Origin of the sequence: Leisingera sp. McT4-56 (assembly GCF_020514995.1) — a bacterium.
GTDB lineage: Bacteria > Pseudomonadota > Alphaproteobacteria > Rhodobacterales > Rhodobacteraceae > Leisingera > Leisingera aquaemixtae_A.
The window spans coordinates 274,425-292,302 of record NZ_JAJALF010000003.1 but is presented as its reverse complement, the minus strand read 5'-3'; the positions used below and the strand labels follow the sequence as shown (position 1 = coordinate 292,302).

At 66.8% G+C, this 17,878-nt stretch carries 19 protein-coding genes; 11 read left to right on the top strand and 8 right to left on the bottom strand.

The genetic code is table 11. The annotated features are described in order from the left end of the window. The first annotated feature begins 76 nt into the window (after positions 1-76). The 4 genes from LHL23_RS06700 (at position 77) to LHL23_RS06685 (ending at position 3,878) form a co-directional block, all read left to right on the top strand. Positions 77-1,252, top strand: coding sequence for an aspartate aminotransferase family protein (locus LHL23_RS06700; RefSeq protein WP_226429255.1), 1,176 nt, complete (start codon positions 77-79; stop codon positions 1,250-1,252). A 79-nt stretch (positions 1,253-1,331) separates the two neighbouring features. Then, a complete protein-coding gene (gene argF, locus LHL23_RS06695) occupies positions 1,332-2,258 on the top strand; it encodes an ornithine carbamoyltransferase (RefSeq protein ID WP_222478119.1) in 927 nt (308 codons plus the stop codon). 213 nt (positions 2,259-2,471) lie between these two features. After that, on the top strand, positions 2,472-3,047 hold the full coding sequence (locus LHL23_RS06690) for an isochorismatase family protein (RefSeq protein WP_226429254.1): 576 nt from the start codon (positions 2,472-2,474) through the stop codon (positions 3,045-3,047). A gap of 111 nt (positions 3,048-3,158) precedes the next feature. Beyond that, positions 3,159-3,878, top strand: coding sequence for an SDR family NAD(P)-dependent oxidoreductase (locus LHL23_RS06685; protein ID WP_226429253.1), 720 nt, complete (start codon positions 3,159-3,161; stop codon positions 3,876-3,878). A gap of 74 nt (positions 3,879-3,952) precedes the next feature. On the opposite strand, the gene LHL23_RS06680 is transcribed toward LHL23_RS06685, so the two are convergent. The 3 genes from LHL23_RS06680 to hrpB form a co-directional block, all read right to left on the bottom strand. Continuing rightward, entirely contained in the window at positions 3,953-5,434 is a 1,482-nt protein-coding gene (locus tag LHL23_RS06680; protein WP_222478125.1) for an inorganic phosphate transporter, read from the bottom strand. Positions 5,435-5,524: 90 nt separating this feature from the next. Next, positions 5,525-5,983 (bottom strand): NUDIX hydrolase, encoded by a 459-nt coding sequence (locus tag LHL23_RS06675; protein ID WP_226429252.1) that lies wholly within the window; start codon positions 5,981-5,983, stop codon positions 5,525-5,527. Positions 5,984-6,148: 165 nt separating this feature from the next. Next, complete coding sequence (hrpB, locus tag LHL23_RS06670) at positions 6,149-8,596, bottom strand: ATP-dependent helicase HrpB (RefSeq protein WP_226429251.1); 2,448 nt, start codon at positions 8,594-8,596, stop codon at positions 6,149-6,151. A 331-nt stretch (positions 8,597-8,927) separates the two neighbouring features. Here hrpB and meaB point away from each other — a divergent pair, with 331 nt between their 5' ends. From meaB to LHL23_RS06645, 5 genes are all read left to right on the top strand, one after another. Then, positions 8,928-9,905: a methylmalonyl Co-A mutase-associated GTPase MeaB gene (gene meaB, locus LHL23_RS06665; protein ID WP_226429250.1), complete on the top strand. Its 978-nt coding sequence runs from the start codon at positions 8,928-8,930 to the stop codon at positions 9,903-9,905. Positions 9,906-9,914: 9 nt separating this feature from the next. Further along, positions 9,915-10,718 (top strand): alpha/beta hydrolase, encoded by an 804-nt coding sequence (locus LHL23_RS06660; RefSeq protein WP_226429249.1) that lies wholly within the window; start codon positions 9,915-9,917, stop codon positions 10,716-10,718. A gap of 150 nt (positions 10,719-10,868) precedes the next feature. Continuing rightward, on the top strand, positions 10,869-11,159 hold the full coding sequence (rpmB, locus tag LHL23_RS06655) for a 50S ribosomal protein L28 (protein WP_019296104.1): 291 nt from the start codon (positions 10,869-10,871) through the stop codon (positions 11,157-11,159). Positions 11,160-11,297: 138 nt separating this feature from the next. Beyond that, the gene (locus LHL23_RS06650; protein ID WP_226429248.1) at positions 11,298-11,648 is read left to right on the top strand and encodes a DUF2946 family protein; all 351 of its coding nucleotides are present in this window, start codon (positions 11,298-11,300) and stop codon (positions 11,646-11,648) included. Between the two features lie 56 nt (positions 11,649-11,704). After that, entirely contained in the window at positions 11,705-12,193 is a 489-nt protein-coding gene (locus tag LHL23_RS06645) for a copper chaperone PCu(A)C (RefSeq protein ID WP_226429247.1), read from the top strand. Between the two features lie 95 nt (positions 12,194-12,288). Here LHL23_RS06645 and LHL23_RS06640 read toward each other — a convergent pair whose 3' ends face one another. Beyond that, on the bottom strand, positions 12,289-12,990 hold the full coding sequence (locus LHL23_RS06640; RefSeq protein WP_226429246.1) for an NAD-dependent deacylase: 702 nt from the start codon (positions 12,988-12,990) through the stop codon (positions 12,289-12,291). A 50-nt stretch (positions 12,991-13,040) separates the two neighbouring features. Here LHL23_RS06640 and LHL23_RS06635 point away from each other — a divergent pair, with 50 nt between their 5' ends. Continuing rightward, entirely contained in the window at positions 13,041-13,478 is a 438-nt protein-coding gene (locus LHL23_RS06635; protein WP_226429245.1) for a low molecular weight protein-tyrosine-phosphatase, read from the top strand. Between the two features lie 15 nt (positions 13,479-13,493). On the opposite strand, the gene LHL23_RS06630 is transcribed toward LHL23_RS06635, so the two are convergent. The 3 genes from LHL23_RS06630 to LHL23_RS06620 form a co-directional block, all read right to left on the bottom strand. Then, positions 13,494-14,459 (bottom strand): LysR family transcriptional regulator, encoded by a 966-nt coding sequence (locus LHL23_RS06630; protein ID WP_226429244.1) that lies wholly within the window; start codon positions 14,457-14,459, stop codon positions 13,494-13,496. Positions 14,460-14,627: 168 nt separating this feature from the next. Next, a complete protein-coding gene (locus LHL23_RS06625; RefSeq protein WP_222478145.1) occupies positions 14,628-14,939 on the bottom strand; it encodes a hypothetical protein in 312 nt (103 codons plus the stop codon). Positions 14,940-15,088: 149 nt separating this feature from the next. Then, positions 15,089-15,271 (bottom strand): hypothetical protein, encoded by a 183-nt coding sequence (locus LHL23_RS06620; RefSeq protein ID WP_222478146.1) that lies wholly within the window; start codon positions 15,269-15,271, stop codon positions 15,089-15,091. 211 nt (positions 15,272-15,482) lie between these two features. Between LHL23_RS06620 and LHL23_RS06615 the strand changes: the two genes are divergently transcribed. After that, positions 15,483-16,238: a hypothetical protein gene (locus tag LHL23_RS06615; RefSeq protein ID WP_226429243.1), complete on the top strand. Its 756-nt coding sequence runs from the start codon at positions 15,483-15,485 to the stop codon at positions 16,236-16,238. Between the two features lie 160 nt (positions 16,239-16,398). On the opposite strand, the gene LHL23_RS06610 is transcribed toward LHL23_RS06615, so the two are convergent. Beyond that, on the bottom strand, positions 16,399-17,670 hold the full coding sequence (locus tag LHL23_RS06610) for a hypothetical protein (protein ID WP_226429242.1): 1,272 nt from the start codon (positions 17,668-17,670) through the stop codon (positions 16,399-16,401). Between the last annotated feature and the right edge of the window lie 208 nt (positions 17,671-17,878).

The following is a 17,878-nucleotide window of genomic DNA, read 5'->3' as shown; positions in this document are numbered from 1 at the left end:
TCCAATGATCCACCGTTGACCCAAGGCCAAGCTTACGTCACAGCTTTGGCTTCCACCTTTGAAAAGGATGATCCCGATGATCCCGTCCGTTCTGCCGACCTACAACCGTGCACCGCTTGAGTTCGTCAAAGGCGAAGGCGCCTGGCTGACCGCGGCGGACGGGCGACGCTTTCTGGATCTGGGCTCCGGCATTGCGGTGAACGCGCTGGGCCATGCCCATCCGGCGCTGGTGGAGGCGCTGACCTCCCAGGCGCAGAACCTTTGGCATGTCTCCAACCTCTACCAGATCCCGCAGCAGCAGGCGCTGGCGGACAAGCTGGTGGAGCATACCTTTGCCGACACCGTGTTCTTCACCAACTCGGGCACCGAAGCCTGCGAGCTGGCGGTGAAAATGGCGCGCAAGTATTTCTATGACAAGGGCCAGGCGGAGCGGGTGGAGATCATCACCTTCGACGGCTCCTTCCACGGCCGCTCGTCTGCCGGCATCGCCGCCGCGGGCTCCGAGAAGATGGTCAAGGGCTTCGGCCCGCTGCTGCCCGGTTTCGTGCATCTGACCTTCGGCGACCTGGACGGAGTGACCAATGCGATCTCGGAGAAGACCGCCGCGATCCTGATCGAACCGGTGCAGGGCGAGGGCGGCATCCGTCCGGTCCCGGATGCAGAGCTGAAGGCGCTGCGCCAGATCTGCGACGACAACGGCCTGTTGCTGATCCTGGATGAGGTGCAATGCGGCGTCGGGCGCACCGGCAAGCTGTTTGCCCATGAATGGGCGGGCATCACCCCGGACATCATGATGGTGGCCAAGGGCATCGGCGGCGGCTTCCCGCTGGGCGCGGTGCTGGCCACCGAGGATGCGGCCAGCGGCATGACCGCAGGCACCCACGGCTCCACCTACGGCGGCAACCCGCTGGGCTGCGCCGTGGGCTGCGCGGTGGTGGACCACATCGCCGATGACGCCTTCCTGGCCGAGGTGAACCGCAAGGCGGGCCTGCTGCGGCAGAAGCTGGAAGGGCTGGTGGCCGATCATCCGGAGGTCTTTGAAGAGGTGCGCGGCGCCGGACTGATGCTGGGCCTCAAGTGCACGGCGGTGAACGCCGATGTGGTGAAGGCCGGCTATGACAATGAGCTGATCACCGTCCCGGCAGCGGACAACGTGATCCGCCTGCTGCCGCCGCTGACCCTGACGGACGAGGACATCGCCGAGGCTGTCAGCCGCCTGGAGAAAACCGCCGCTCAGGTCGAAGATGCCTGATCTTCATCTTTGCAAAAATACTTCCGGGGGTCCGGGGGCAGGCAGCCCCCGGCCTTCGCCAGAACAAAGCGATACGACCATGAACCATTTCCTCGACATCCACAAAACCGACCCCGCAGACCTGCGCGCAATCATCGACCAGGCCAAAGCCACCAAGCAGGCGCGCCTCGGCCGCCCCAAGGCAGCGCTGGATGATGAGCTGCCGCTGAAGGACCGGATGGTGGCGCTGATCTTCGAGAAACCCTCGACCCGGACCCGGGTGTCCTTTGACGTCGGCGTGCGCCAGATGGGCGGCCAGACAATGGTGCTGTCGGGCAAGGACATGCAGCTGGGCCATGGCGAGACCATTGCCGACACCGCCCGGGTGCTCAGCCGCTATGTCGACATGATCATGATCCGCACCTTCGACGAGACCGTGCTGACCGAGATGGCGGAATACTCGGACGTGCCGGTGATCAACGGCCTGACCGACCGCACCCACCCCTGCCAGATCATGGCCGACGTGCTGACCTATGAGGAGCACCGCGGCCCGATCAAGGGCAAGAAGGTGGTCTGGGCCGGCGACGGCAACAACGTCTGCGCCTCCTTCATCCACGCCGCCGGGCAGTTCGGCTTCGACCTCACCTTCACCGGCCCTGCGCAGCTGGACCCGGAGGAGGAGTTCATGGGGCTGGCGCGCAAGGCCGGTTCCAAGATCGTGGTCGAACGCGATGCGGCGAAAGCGGTGGAAGGCGCCGACCTGGTGGTCGCCGATACCTGGGTGTCGATGCACGACAGCCAGTCCTCCAAGGAGCGCCGCCACAACATGCTGCGCCCCTACCAGGTCAACGATGCGCTGATGGCGCATGCGAAGCCCGACGCGCTGTTCATGCACTGCCTGCCGGCCCACCGCGAGGAGGAGGTGACCTCGGCCGTGATGGATGGTCCGCAGTCGGTGATCTTTGACGAGGCAGAAAACCGCCTGCACGCGCAGAAGGCCGTCATGCGCTGGTGCCTGGGCGGCTGAGCTGTTCTTTCCCGCGGCGGGGCTCCCGCCTGCCGCGGATCCTTCCGGGGAATGACCCTTGCCAGTTGGGCGTTGCGCCGGGCCTTTGGCCCGGCGCAGTGCGTTTGGCGCGGCCCGTCCGGTTTGGAACCCAACGGAAAAAGGGGATTGCACTGGCCCCGGCCGCGCCGCTCTGACAGTCTGGCGCCGGTATTCGAGCGGGAGGAGATTTTCATGCATCATTCCACAGCCCTGTTGATTGTCGACATGCAGCAGGAGATGGCCAACGTGGCGGCCTCCGGCCGTCCGCAGGCCAACCCGGATGCGCAGGAGAAAGCGGCGGAGCTGGCCGCAGCTTTCCGCGCGGCGGGGCTGCCGGTGGTGCATGTGATGCATGACGACCCGCGGCCCGAGAGCAGGTTCCGCCGCGACCTGCCCAGCGGCCGGCCCTTGCCCTGCGCGGTGCCGCAGGAGGGCGAGGCGGTGTTCTGGAAGACCGGCTCTTCCGGGTTCTATGGCACCGGGCTGGAGCGCCACCTGCGGGACGCCGGGATCACCCGTCTGGTGATCATTGGCGGGGTTGCGGCGTTCTGCGTCAACTCCACTGCCCGCTCCGCCGCCAGCCTGGGGTTTGAAATCCAGGTGGTGGAGGATGCGCTCATTGCCTTCGACATGCCCGCGCGCAAGGGCGGCATGCTGGACGCGGAAACCGTCCTGGAAGTCACGCTGTCCGCCCTGCACGCAGGGTTCGGCAGGGTGGTGGAATCCAAGGATGTGCTGGCGGGACTGCCTGCCGTTGCTTCCGCATAGGCGCCGTCCGGCGTCTCGAAGGCTGAGGCGGCTTCTCAACACTTTGTGCGCCCCTTGTGCCAGGGCATGTTTGCCGCCAGCATTGCCGCGTCAATCAGGGGGAGGAAGACCATGGCGGACACATCATCCAAACCGCAGGCGCTGATCGTCGGGGCCGGCACCGGCCTGTCGGCGGCTTTTGCCCGGCGGCTGGCGGCGGCGGGTTACGCGGTGCATCTGGCGGCGCGCAATACGGCCAAGCTGGAGGCGCTGGCGGCGGAGACCGGGGCCAGACTGCACGTGCTCGACGGCACTGACGCAGGCGGAACCGCCGCCTTGATCGACAGCCTGCCGGGCGATTTGCGGGTGGCCTGCTACAACCCCTCGGCCCGGCTGCGCGGCCCCGTTGCGGAGCTGGACCCGGAAGCGGTGCGCAAGGCAGTGGAAGTGACCGCCTTTGGCGCCTTTGTGCTGGGCCAGGCGGCGGCGCGGCGGATGCTGGCGCAGCAGCCCGCGGACGGGCGGCTTGGCACCATTCTGTTCACCGGCGCCTCGGCGGGCGTGAAGGGCTTTGCCCAGTCGGCGGCCTTTGCGATGGGCAAGTTCGCCCAGCGCGGCCTGGCGCAGTCGATGGCGCGGGAGTTGCACCCAAAGGGCATCCACGTCGCCTGGGTCAATATCGACGGCGGCATCCGCAATGCATCGCGGCCGGAGCGGACAGAGGCAGAGGGCAATCCCGACAGCATGCTGGACCCCGATGCCATCGCCAGTGAGTACATGCATCTGATCGGCCAGCACCGCTCCGCCTGGAGCGACGAACTGGTGCTGCGGCCCTGGGTGGAGCGGTTCTAGGGGGCGGGACGCAAGACAAAGAAAAACCCCCGCAGCCGGAAGGCGCGGGGGCTTTGAGTTTCCTGCGGTGCGGCTCAGCCGACGAAGGTGTTGAGCAGCAGGTAGATCACCGCGGACAGCAGCGCGGCGGCGGGCACGGTGATCACCCAGGCGGCCACGATGGTCATGAAGTGGCTGCGGCGCACCAGCTTGCGGCGGCGGCGTTCCTCCGGCGCGATGCGCTTTTCGGCCGGGCGGCCTGCGGCGGAATTCTTCAGGCGGCGCTCCATGTGCCACTCGCGGAAGAAGCCGACGCCGAACACCGCGCCCACCGCGATATGGGTGGAGGAAACCGGCAGGCCCAGCCAGCTGGCCACGATCACGGTGATCGCTGCCGACAGCGACACGCAGTAGGCGCGCATCGGATTGAGCTTGGTGATCTGGCTGCCGACCATGCGGATCAGCTTGGGGCCGAACAGGAACAGGCCGAAGGAGATGCCGAAGGCGCCGATCACCATCACCCAGGTCGGGATCGCCACCTTGGAGGCAAAATCGCCGAACTCGGTGGCATGCACGATGGCGGCCAGCGGGCCGACCGCGTTGGCGACGTCATTGGCGCCATGGGCAAAGGACAGCAGCGCGGCGGAGATCACCAGCGGCAGGCCGAACAGCGCCTTCAGCGACTTGTTGCGGTTCTCCATGCCCTCGGACTGGCGCTTGATCAGCGGCGCGGTGACGACATAGGACAGCGCCCCGATGCCGGCGCCGATCAGCAGCGCGGTCTGCAGGTCGATCTTGACGATCTTCTTCAGCCCCTTGAGGGCCAGGTAGGAGGCAAAGGCGCCTGCCATGATGCCGACCAGCACCGGAACCCAGCGGCGGGCGGCGGCGATCTTGTCGTCCTGATAGATGATCTTGGCCTTGATGAAGGCGAGGAACAGGGCTGCGATGATGCCGCCCAGAACCGGCGAGATCACCCAGCTGGCGGCGATCTTGCCCATGGTGGGCCAGTTCACCGCGGCGGTGCCCGCGGCAGCCACACCGGCGCCCAGCACGCCGCCGACCACCGAATGGGTGGTGGAGACAGGCGCGCCGACCCAGGTTGCCAGGTTCACCCACAGCGCAGAGGAAATCAGTGCCGCCATCATCGCCCAGATGAACACGTTGCTGCTGGCAACCGCGGTGGGGTCGATGATGCCCTTGGAGATGGTCGAAACCACATCGCCGCCCGCCAAGAGCGCGCCTGCGCTTTCGGCGATCGCGGCAATCACGATGGCGCCGCCCATGGTCAGCGCGTTTGCGCCCACTGCCGGCCCCATGTTGTTGGCGACGTCATTGGCGCCGATGTTGATCGCCATGTAGGCGCCAAAGGCGGCGGCGGCGATCACCACCATGCTCATGGCGGAGCCGCCGAAGAAGACGCCGGCCGCCAGGCCCGCCAGCACGATGAAGGCCAGCGCAATGCCCGGCGCCACCAGCGGGCGGGAGGCATAGCTTGCGGCCAGTTCGAGCTGGGAGATCCGGTTCAGATCCTTGTCCAGCGTGTTCCATTGCGTGCGCTGATCTGCATCGCTCATCGTCGCATTCCTGATTCCGAGGTCTGCGCACGCGCCTAACGCCGCTTGGGGCGCGGTTCAAGCTTCCGACATGAAAATGTCACATAACTTTTACAATCGGCGCAGAACGGCCTGCAGCTGCGGCTCGTGCACCAGGCCGGCGGCCTGCTCCGGCTTCATCCACTGGCGGGTGCGCTCGGCGGATTCCGGGTAGTCATCCTCCAGCTGCTCCACTTCGGCCTCGAAAATCAGCGTGGTGACCGGCTCTTCGGTGCCGTTGTCATGGCGCTTGGTGAAATGGTATTCGCCGATCGGCTGCGGGGTGATGCGGGCCGATTTGACTCCCGCTTCCTCCCAGGCTTCCTGCAGCGCCGAGTCCGGGCCGTCCTTGCCCTCGACCGGCCAGCCCTTGGGCAGGATCCAGCGCCCGGTGCCGCGGCTGGTGATCATCAGCACCTCCTTGCCGTCCGCGCCCATGCGGTAGCACAGGGCGGCAACCTGCACGCGAGCAGGGCGCTGCAGCATCGGTTTGATAATCTCGTTCCAGGCGCGGGTCAGGGGGCTTGTCATGGGTGCTCAGCCTTTGTTGTTGGGGAAGTTCCCGTGTTTATGTGTGCAATTGTGGGAATCTACGCCTGTTCGACCGGGGTTGCAAGGAGATGCGCGGGTTTGCCGGGCAGGCAGGGGCCGCGCGCCCGCCCGCGGGCCATCGCATCACGGATGCGCTGCGCGGCGCTACTTGCGCCGTTTCGCCCGCAGCGTCGGGTCTTCCTGCGTCGGGTCTTCGGGCCAGGGGTGCTTGGGGTACTGGGCGCGCATGTCCTTCCGCACGTCGGCATAGGAACCGGCCCAGAAGCCCGGCAGGTCGCGGGTGATCTGGATCGGGCGCTGGGCGGGCGACAGGAGGGAGACCTTTAGCGGCACGCCGCCGACGGACGGATGCCGGGTGACGCCGAACATCTCCTGCAGGCGGACCGAGATTTCCGGGATCTCGCCGTCATAGCTGATCGGGATCTTGCGGCCCAGCGGGGTGATGAAACTGCCCGGTGCCTCGCGGTCCAGCAGCTGGGTCTGCTCCCAGCTGAGCACCGCCTTGAGCGCGGGCAGCAGATCAAAGCGTTTCCAGTCCTCGGCCGATTTCACGCCGTCCAGCATCGGCAGCAGCCAGTCATCCAAGGTTTCCATCAGGCCGGGGATGGAGAAGTCCGGCAGATCGTGGCCTTCCGCCCTGACCAGCTCCACCCGTGCCGCCAGCCGTGCCGGCGCGCCGCTCAGGCGAAGGCCCAGGTCGCGCACCCCGTCCAGCATCGCGCGCGCCACCGCCTCCGGCGGCGCCTCCTTCCAGATCCGGTCGTCCAGCGCCACGGCGCCAAAGCGCTCCTGCTGGCGTGCCGCCACCCGCCGGTCGCGCTTGGACCATTCGCAGGTGTCAGCCCAGGCAATCTGATCGGCAAACAGCTCGCGGATCTCGGCCAGCGAGATTTGCGCCGCCATCCGGATCCTGGCCTCGCGCGGGTTGCCGTCGGTATCCAGCGCCACGATGAACGGCGCTCCCGCCAGCGTGTCGCCGCCGTCCAGTATGGCGCCCTTGCCGCCGGACAGCACGAACCGCGGGTTATCGCCCTTGCGGCGCTGGCCGATGCGGTCGGGATAGGCGAGGGCGGCCATCGTTGCAGCGGACAGTCCCGCATCGCGGCGGCCCGCCTGTTTCTCCAGCCTTCGCGCCTCGCTCTTGATCCGCTCCACGACGGGGCGGTTCAGCTGGTAGGGGTGATTTCGCTCAAAGCCCTTGGGATCCTTCAGGGCTTTCAGCCGCAAGGACAGATCCGCAGGCGCCCCGCGCAGCGGGTCGCGTTCACCCAAGAGCGCTGCCAAGGGCGCAGCCGCGGGGCCTGCCTGCAGCAGCATATGGCCAAGCCGCGGATGCAGCGGCAGCGCGGCCAGCGCCTTGCCATGCTCGGTGATCCGCCCCTGTGCGTCCAGCGCCCCCAGCATCGCGAGCAGCGCCTGCGCCTCTGCCATTGCGCCCGCGGGCGGCTGGGTCAGGAACATCAGATCGTCCGGCGCGGCGCCCCACAGGGCCAGCTCCAGCGCCAGCGCGGTGAGGTCGGCGCTTTCGATCTCGGCGGGCGGAAACGCCATCAGCGCGCCTTCCTCGCCCTTGGTCCACAGCCGGTAGCAGATGCCCTCCGCCACCCGGCCCGCGCGGCCCTGGCGCTGGGTCGCCTCGGCGCGGGTCACTTTCTCTGTCACCAGCCGCGACATGCCGGAGCCGGGATCGAACCGCGCCCGCCGCGCCTGGCCCATGTCCACCACCACGCGGATGTCCTGAATGGTCAGCGAGGTCTCGGCGATCGAGGTCGCCAGCACCACCTTGCGGCCCTGCGCCTCGGGCTGGATCGCGGCGCGCTGTTCGGCAAAGGGCAGGGCGCCGAACAGCGGCCGGATATGGCAGTGGCCGGGCAGGCGCTTTTCCAGCGCGCCGGCGGCGCGGCGGATCTCGCCCTCGCCGGGCAGGAACACCAGAATGCCGCCGCCGGTTGCCCGCGTCTCCTTCTCCGCCTGCACCACCAGGTCCGCCAGCGCATCGCCGCGCCGCGCTTGCGCGGGCAGGGGGCGCTCCAGCCAGCGGGTCTCCACCGGATAGCTGCGCCCCTCGGAGGTGACCATCGGCGCGTCCATCAGCGCCGCCACCGGCTCCGCGTCCAGGGTTGCCGACATCGCCAGCAGGATCAGATCCTCGCGCAGCGCGCCTGCGACCTCCAGGCATAAGCCAAGGCCCAGATCGGCGTTCAGGGAGCGTTCGTGGAATTCGTCAAAGATCACCGCGCCGACGCCGGGCAGGTCCGGGTCCGATTGCAGCATCCGGGTCAGGATGCCCTCGGTCACCACCTCGATGCGGGTGGATTTGGAGACCTTGGAATCGCCGCGCACCCTGTAGCCGACGGTCTGGCCCGCCTTCTCCCCCAATGTTTCCGCCATCCGCTCCGCAGCGGCGCGGGCGGCGAGGCGGCGAGGCTCCAGCATCACGATGCGGCCTTGGGTCAACCCAGCCTCCAGCATCGCCAGCGGCACCCGCGTGGTCTTGCCCGCACCGGGCGGCGCCTGCAGCATAGCACGGCCGCGGGCGCGCAGGGCGTCCAGCAGTTCGGGGAGGGCGTCTTCGATCGGCAATCTGGTCATTCCCGCCTTATCGCCAAAGCGGAGGGGGAGGTCTAGCGGTGTGTCTATTGATAGAGCGCAGAGGGGAGTGCCTGTCCGCGGGCGGAAGCGAAGCGCCCGCCCATGGGGGCGGACGGGCGCTGCCCGGCGTGCCGCCGGGCGAAACAGTGGTGATCGGTGAGTTTGTTGGCGTTTCAATTCAGAACACTCGCTGCGCAAACCGCATCAGGCGCGGCGGATTTGCCGCCTTTCCTGCGGCGCCTGCTGATGTAGGTTGCCCCGCAGACGGCAGGGGCTGGACTTTGCGGCACGGCTTGCGCCAAGGTCCGCCCATTACGACAGGAAAGCACGCATGGACACCGAACAGCTGACACAGAAGATCCTCGATGGCGACCGCCGGGCGCTGGCCCGCGCCATCACCCTGGTGGAAAGCGGCCGCGAGGATCACCGCGCCAGGGCGGGCGAGCTGTTGTCGGAGCTGGCCAAGCACAAGCGCCAGTCGCTGCGCATCGGCTTGTCGGGCACGCCCGGCGTCGGCAAATCCACCTTCATCGAAAGCTTCGGCATGATGCTGACGGGCCTCGGCCTGCGGGTGGCGGTGCTGGCGGTCGATCCCAGCTCTGCCCGCTCCGGCGGCTCGATCCTTGGCGACAAGACCCGGATGGAGCGGCTCAGCCGCGAGCGCAACGCCTTCATCCGCCCGTCCCCCAGCCAGAGCCACCTGGGCGGCGTCGCCCGCCGCTCCCGCGAAGCTGTCGCCTTGTGCGAGGCAGCAGGCTTTGACGTGGTGCTGATCGAAACGGTCGGGGTGGGGCAGTCGGAAACCGTGGTGGCGGAAATGTCGGACCTGTTCCTGCTCTTGCTGGCGCCCGCGGGCGGCGATGAGCTGCAGGGGGTGAAGCGCGGCATCATGGAAATGGCCGACCTCATCCTGGTGAACAAGGCGGACGGACCCTTGAAACCGGTGGCGACCCGCACCTGCGCCGATTACGCCGGCGCGCTGCGGCTCTTGCGCAAGCGTCCGCAGGACCCGGAGGGCTTTCCCAAGGCGCTGATGGTCTCGGCGGTGGAAGAGCACGGGCTGGACAAGGCCTGGGAGGAGATGCAGACCCTGACTGCCTGGCGCAAGGAAAACGGCCACTGGGACCGCCGCCGCGCCGACCAGTCCTGCTACTGGTTCGACCAGGAGGTGCGCCAGGCGCTGCTGGCGCGGCTGCACACTGCCAGCGCCCAGGCCGCGATGGCAGAGCTGTCGGGCCAGGTCGCCGCAGGCGCGCTGACCCCGGCGGCGGCGGCACAGCAGATGCTGCAGGACCACCTGAAGGGCTGAGCCGCGCAGATGCAGGAAACCCGGGTCTTCGACGGCGCAAAGCTGCGCGCCTCTCTGTTCAACGCGGGGGGCGAGCGTCTGTTCGTGACCTTCCGCCAGCGGGTTGCCGTGGCCGGGGAATTCGAGGACCGCGGCCCGGTCCGGAACATGACCGCGCATGGCTATGCCCATCTGCACATCCAGCCCCGCAACAACGACTGGTACATCAACAGCGAGACCAAGGCGCTGTCGCGCAGCCTCAAGGAACTGGCCAACGGCTATCAGGACGTTTCTGCCATGGGGTTCTCCATGGGCGGCTACGGGGCGCTGCGGTTCTCCAGGGCGCTGCGCCTCAGCCGTCTGATTGCGGTCTCGCCGCAATACACCATCGCGCCGGGCGTGGTGCCCTACGACCGCCGCCGCAAGGAGGCGGAGGCGTTTGACGAAGCGCTGGGCGACCTGATCCGCTACGGCCGCCACGGCGTGCAGGGGGTGGTGCTGTTCGACCCGTTCCGCAAGATGGATCTGAGCCACGCGATGTTCATCCAGGCGGTGTTCCCGGACCTGCAGCTGTGCCGGCTGTCCTGCGGCGGCCATCCGGCCAGCCAGGTGATCCGCGAGGGCGGCAGCTTCTGGGACCTGCAGTCGATGCTGCGCGACGGGCCGCTGAATGCGGCGCGGGTGCTGGACCTGCACCGGAGCCGGCGCAGGCTGTCGCGGACCTACTGGCAGAAGCTGGCACGGGTGGCGCGGCAGCGCGGCAGGCCGCAGCTCGGGGCGGCGGCGGACGCCTGGCTGCAAGGGCTTGCAGAGGGCCGGGAAACCGTGCAGTAAGCCGGGCAAGAAAGCTGAGTTGAATCACTTGACGCTGTTGCCGGTTGAGCGTAAGAGCAGCGGACCAGTTTTCGGGCGCAGCCAATGGCCGCGCCCCTTGTGATTTGGACCGGAGCTGCTCCGGACCTACAAAAAACGAAGGATGAAGATATGTCGCGCCGTTGCGAACTGACCGGAAAAGGCCCGATGACTGGCAACAATGTCAGCCACGCCAACAACAAAACCAAGCGCCGCTTTCTGCCCAACCTGAACGACGTGACCCTGCAGTCCGAAGTTCTGGGCCGTGGCGTCAAGCTGCGCATCTCCGCAGCTGCCCTGCGCTCTGTCGACCACCGCGGCGGCCTGGACGCGTTCCTGGCCAAAGCCAAGGACGAAGAACTGTCGGCAAACGCGCTGAAAGTGAAGAAAGAGATCGCCAAGGCACAAGCCGCTCAGGCTTAATCGACTTGGCCTGATCCCTTCACCGGATCGGATAACAGACACCGCGCAGAGGCAACTCTGCGCGGTGTTTGCGTTTGTGCAATCTGCCGCAGGGTTGCGCCTTGCAGGCTGCGCGCCGCGCGGGCATATCTTGCGGTGATGATGCATTTTCTGCGCCTATACCTCGGCCTGTTTCTGGCCTTTGCCGTTGCCCTGACGGCGCATAGCGCCGCCGCCCGGCAGGGGGAGCGAGATGCCGCCGGGCAGATGGTGATCTGCACCGGCACCGGCCCTGTCACCGTCTATGTTGACAGCGAAGGCCAGCCGGCCAAGCCGCCGCACCATTGCCCCGATTGCGTGATGCATGTGCTGGACGCGGTGGTGCAGCCTGCAGGGCTGGTGCTGCCGGTGGAGGTCAGCAGCGAAGTGACGGCGGGCCGGCAGGTCACTCCGGCCTCCGTTCAGAATAGTCTGAACGCCAGCGCCCGCGCGCCGCCAGCCGACGCCTGAACGGCCACCCCAACCACCCATTTGAAAACTGAATATCTACCAAGAGGAGACAGGATATGTCCCTGAAGTCTGTTGTCTTTGCAGCCGCCGCTGTTGCTGCCTTTGCCACCTCCGCCTTTGCAGGCGATGCCATGATCATGGTGCATGACCAATACGCGCGCGTCTCGTCGCCCACCGCCAAGGCCGGCGCCGCCTTCATGGAGATCATGAACAAAGGCGAAGCCGACGATCAGCTGATCGATGTGCGCTCCGACGTGGCGGCCAAGGTGCAGCTGCACACCCACAAGGAAGGCGATGACGGCGTCATGAAGATGATGCATGTGGAGGAAGGCTTTGCGGTGCCCGCAGGCGCAACCCACATGCTTATGCGCGGCGGCGACCACATCATGTTTATGGGTCTGAACCAGTCGCTGAACCACGGCGATGTGGTGAAGGTCACGCTGGTGTTCGAGAAGGCCGGCGAGGTCGAAATCGAGGTGCCGGTCGATCTGGAGCGCAAGGACGAAGGCCACGGCCAGATGGACCACTCCACCCATTCCAACTGATCTGCAAGGGGCAGGGCGGGCGCGGCGTCAGGCCGCGCTGCGGCCCTCCTTCGCGCCCAAAGCCCGCCCCGTGGCGGGCTTTTTGCTGCCAGGGGTCAGCCCAGCAGCTCCGCCACCCAGTCCGGAACAATCTCGCTGGCCGGGCCAAAGCGGCGCTCAGCAAAGCGGGAGGCGGTGGCCGACGGCTCCAGGTTCAGCTCCACCGTATGGGCGCCAGCCAGATGCGCCTCATCGACAAAGGCGGCTGCCGGGTAGACCTCGCCCGAGGTGCCGATGGCGGCAAACAGATCCGCCCCGGCCAGGTGGGCATAGATCTCCTCCATGAAATACGGGAATTCGCCGAACCAGACCACGTCGGGCCGCCCGGCAGGCGCGGCGCAGGCGGGGCAGGGCTGGCTGGTTTGCATCTGCATCGGCGCGGGCCAGCGGTGGCCGCAGGCGGCACACAGCGCGCCCGCGAGCGTGCCGTGCATGTGCAGCACCTGCGCGGCGCCGCCGGCCTCATGCAGGGCGTCCACATTCTGGGTGACGATCACCACCTCGCCCGCGTGTTCCGCCTGCAGCCGGGCCAGCGCCTGATGCGCCGGGTTGGGCTGCGCCGCGGCCGCTTGCGCGCGGCGGGCATTGTAGAAGCCATGCACCAGATCCGGATTGCGCGCGAAGGCCTCCGGCGTTGCCACATCCTCGATCCGGTGCTGCGCCCAGAGGCCGCCCTCGTCGCGGAAGGTGCCGAGCCCGCTTTCGGCGGAAATCCCGGCGCCGGTCAGGATGACAATCTTCTGGCCGCTCTTTCCCATCGCCGCAGAACCTCCTATCACTACCCCCGGATCACAGGAGCCGTCTGCCAATGCCTACCCGTATTCTGTTCGTCTGCCTAGGAAACATCTGCCGCTCCCCGGCGGCCGAGGGGGTGTTCCGCGCGCTTTGCCCGGAAGCCGAGACCGACAGCGCCGGCACCGCCTCCTATCACGTGGGGGAGCCGCCCTACGGCCCGATGCAGGCGGCGGCGCGGGTGCGGGGGCTGGATATCTCCGACCTGCGCGCCCGGCAGTTCCGGCGCGGCGATTTCGAAGTTTTCGATCTGATCATCGCGATGGATGCCAGCAACCTGGAGAACATCGAGATGCTGCGCCCCGCGGGCAATGACACCCCGGTGCGCCTGTTCACCGACTACGCGCCGGATACCGGCGCGGACCATGTGCCGGATCCCTATTACACCCGCGACTTCGACGGTTGCCTGGAGCTGATCGAGCGTGCCGCAAAGGGGCTCAAGGCGGTGCTCTAGCTTAGGGTCCTGACCCTACTCCGCGATCACCCGGAAGCCGCCCGCCAGGAACGGCAGCTGCTGCACTGCCGGGTCGATCATCTGGCTCTGCACCAGGCGGCGCAGGGTCTCGGCCACGTCCCGCGGCACCCGGTCGGCCCAGTCGGCGGCAGTGAACAGGGAGATCGTGCGGGACATCTCGCCAAACGGCAGCGGGAAGGCGTCGATCTGGTCGTGGAAGCGGCCCGCCCGCATGTAGCCCAGCGGCGTGGTGATCGCCCAGCCGATCCGCCGCGCCACCATCGCCATCAGCGCCAGATGCGAGCCGACCTCGAAGCGGTCTTCGAACTCCAGCTTCTGGCGGCTGAGCAGCGCCTCAACCTGCTGCGAGATCAGCTGCTCGCGGGCGTAGCGCAGGAACGGCAGGCCCTGCAGCTGTTCTGCCGCCTGCGCCGCATCCGACACCGTGCCGCGCGGCGCCACCAGGATGAAGGGGTCGCGCACCAGCGGGTATTCGACCAGCCCTTCGCGCAGCTCACCGGTGGTGGCGGCAACGGCGATGTGCAGCTCGCGGGCTTCCAGGGCGCGCACGATGTCGTGGCTGGAGGCGGTGATCATCTTGAACCGGCACTGGGTCAGGCTGTCGGCCAGGATGGTCGCCAGCCGCGGCGTCAGATCGTTGTCGAAATCGTCGATCAGCCCGATCGACAGCGCCTGCAGGTGGGTGAGGTCCATCACCGTCAGCTCGCTCTGGGCCAGCCGCAATTCGGACAGCACCGCCTCGGTGCGGGCCAGGAAGCTGCGCCCGGCAGCGGTCAGCACCATCGGGCGGCGGCCGTGGTCGATCAGCTCGCTGTCCAGCGCCTTTTCCAGGTTGCGCATCTGCTGGCTGACGGCCGGCTGGCTCAGCCCGGTCATCTCGGCGGCCTGCGCCACGGACCCGGTTTTGGCCAAAGCCTCAAACACTTCCAGCCCGCGCAGGGTAACACCTTTGATCAACATGTGAACTGCTCCAATACCTTAGGCCGTTCTTTGCGGTTTGAAGCGGTGCGGTCAAGGGTGGCAATGCCGCAGCCTTTCCCCCTTGCGAAAATGCCGCAGCAATGATGCATCAAATGAAAAGGCGCCCCAAGGGGCGCCCTTAACGGCCCATGCCGGACCGGCCCGGGTTCAGCCGCAGCTGCGCGCCGCGTGGTCGCCGAAGGCCTTGTAGCGCTGCCACAGCCGCTCGTCGCTGCGGTTGCTGGACTGGCGCACCACCTGCGCCTGGTGCGGGTCGGAGAACCACTTGGACACCGTCTTGCGCTCCGACCGCGTCAGGCTGCGGTTGGCAACCCTCTGGATGCAGTTGCACAGCGACGGCGTTGCGGCGGTGCGGTCCGACTGGCGGCAGGCGCGCTCGATGGCGCCGGCCTCGGCCCCGGCCGGGGCCAATGCTGCAAGAAATCCAGCGCAAAGCGCTGCTGTCAGGAAGTGTTTCATCTGCTCGTGCCCCGTTCTTGGCAAGCGGGTCTTATGCCCGCGGAACTGGCCGTAGTATGGCGCAATCCGCCGCCATTTTCAATCGCGGTGAACAGGGTCAGAGGGGGCCGGAGCGCCGCGTCCCGCGGCCCTCCAGCGGTGCCAGATGCTCAGGTCTGGTGCGGCCCGCGCATCGCGCGGACTGCCTGGCGCACGGCCTTCCAGTCTGCAGCCTCACTGTCCTTGCCGGCTGCCTCGCATTCGCGCATCTTCTGCGCGGCTTCGGCCTCGGCCTTGTCGCCATGCGCGCTGTAGAGCGCGCGGGCGTATTCAGCGGCTTTGATTGCATCCATGCGGGTCGTCCTCCTTTGCTGTGGTCATCTCCCGTCAGCGGGGCGCGCGTCTCGCGGTACTGGGAGAGTATAGCGCATTTTGGCGGCAGGCACATCCGCGGCGTCCGCGCACCCGCCTGCAACAGCGGCAAACGGTCTCCGCGTCCGGTGTTTTTTTGCCCGCGCTCCTTTGCAAAACTCCTTTTGTTTCAACAGGCAAGAGGATGCTTTTATGAACGTTTCTTATACTCTGGCACGCCCGGCGCAGACACGCCCCGGCTTTGCAGAGGCTGACGGCGGTTTCGCAGGTTTCGCGGACCGCCTGCAGGAGGGCCTGGCGGCCGGACGCCGCACGCTGCAGATCCTGAACGGCGCCAAGCAGGCGCTGGCGGCGCTGCCCGCCGGATGGCTGGCGGCCCGGCTGGCCGGCCTGCGCGCGGATGAGGCGGAGCTGGCGGCGCTGGCCCGCCGCTCGGTGTTCAACAAGAACGGGTTTTACAAGGTCCGGCTGGCCGAGCGGCCGGGGTTTTCGCTGCGGCTGCATATCTGGCTGCCCGGCGTCCACGCGCAGGAGAACCTGCATTCGCACCGCTGGCCGCTGGTCTCCCGGGTGCTGAACGGCGCGCTGGTGTCGGAATACTGGGAGGACGCGCTGTCGGGCGATGCCGAGGTCTATAGCGAGTACCACTACCGCGACGCGCAGCAGCCGCTGCTTCCGGCCGGCCCGGCCCGGGTGCGGCTGGAGACCACCGCGGCCTACCGGCAGGGCGACGCCTATTTCCTGCCCGCCGACCGGCTGCACCGGGTGGCGGCGGACCCGGTGCTGGGCTGCAGCACCCTGATGCTGCGGTTTGCCAACACCCGCGCCTGGTCGCGCAACCTGATGCGCGCGGGCGCCGACCTGGACGTCACCCCGGCTCCCTGCAGCACCGCCGATCTCGCCCGCGCGCTGGACTGGCTGTCGGCAGAGATGGCAGGGCAGGGGTGAGCGCAGCCCTGCAAAGGGAAGGCGCCATGGCGCCTCCCCGAACGGAGCGCGGGCTGTTTCAAACCTGAAAAGCGAGGGCGGAAACTGAATAACGAGGGCAGAGCCCGCCCATGGGGGCGGACGGGCGCTGCCCGGCGGTGCCGCCGGGCGGGGAGTCCAGTTAGAGGACGCCAAGCAGGCGCAGGCCGATTTGTACAAATTCAAGCAGTTTGGGGCCGAAATTGACCCATGCTGCAATGGCGCTGCCACCAACCAAACCAGCGAGCTGCACGGTCTTGCGTGTGTCGCTGTCAAACCATTCGGCGCCCTTGCGTGTGAGCTTGCTGTACTGCTCTTGCAGCAGAGCCATCTTCGACACCCGGCTGAACACCCGCGTTGCCGCATCAGCCCCCGGCAAGGGCGGCGCGCCATCGGGCAGCGGCAGCCGGGCATCGTTGATCAGCTCGGGAATGTCCTGCGCGAAGTCCTCTGCCAGCTCCGGCTCGCTAATGGCTGTCAGCACGGGCAGGGCCTCTTCCAGCACCTGTTTGTCCTCAGGCGCCAGCGCCTTGAACGCCTGCTGGGCAAGTTGTTCGCGGTTGGCGGCCACCTCCGGATGATTGGCCCGGATGCCCCGCACACCTTCCTCCACCGCGTTCAGCAGGGCGAGGTTGTCTTCATTGTCCGGCAACTCGCGGCTGTCATGCAACTGCGCCCGCAGGCTGCCCGCCACCCGGGTCAGGGTCAGCTCGGCGTTCTGCGGGTCGTCCTTGTATTTGGTCAGCACCCGGTTGAGTTTTTTGGTATCTCCTGAACGCTCCGACAGCCCGTTATGCCCGCCTAAGGAATCCTCCAGCGCGTCGCTGATCTGCGACAGCAGGGCGGACATATAGGGGGCGTTTTCGACCGGGATGGGCACTGCGCGGAACTGGCCGGTCTCCGGGTTCAGCTCGATGGTCTCGGCCATCGGCAGTTTTTCGGAGAGCATCTCTGCTTTGATGCGCTCGATCTCGGCGGCGACAGCTCCGGGGCCGGCTTCCCATATCGGGTCTGCTATGCGCGCTACTTCACTTTGAAGTGAAGAGCTTAGAGGTTTGCTTTCCCAGAAGGCTCGATGCCATTCTTCCCAAAACTTCCAAGGGGTTTTGGGTTGCGGTACAGCGAAGTGCTGAATGTGAAGGGGGGCGGTTTTCCACAGTGGGGAGAGGTATAATTCTTCACTAGAGATGGCGAATCCCGTTCCATCTGAAAGAAGTGAGCCGTCCGAGAAGGGCGTTCCGCGTCTCAGTACGTCAACGTCCGAGACAAAGTTTGCTGCCACACTGTCATCAAGTTCAGCGGAAATTTCGAGAGATTGTTGAATTTTTTCGCTGAAGTTGCGAGATGGTAGTGCTGCACTGGCAGATTTTATGGCTTGCGTAGCTGCAAGGCCAATAGGGTGCATCGCAAGCATTCCTGCCTGTTCGGCTGAGTTTCCCCCGGCAAAAACAAGCGTCGTTGGAGGGGCGATGTTATAGGGCCCTGAGTGAGTGCAATTGGAGGCCAGGGTAATACAAGTCCTCGCAGCCTCAAGCGTAGCTAATTCACTGACGCGGTTGCTGTGAGCATGAATGATAAAGTCGTTGACGAACGAAAAACAACGAAGTGCGTGTCGAGCCACA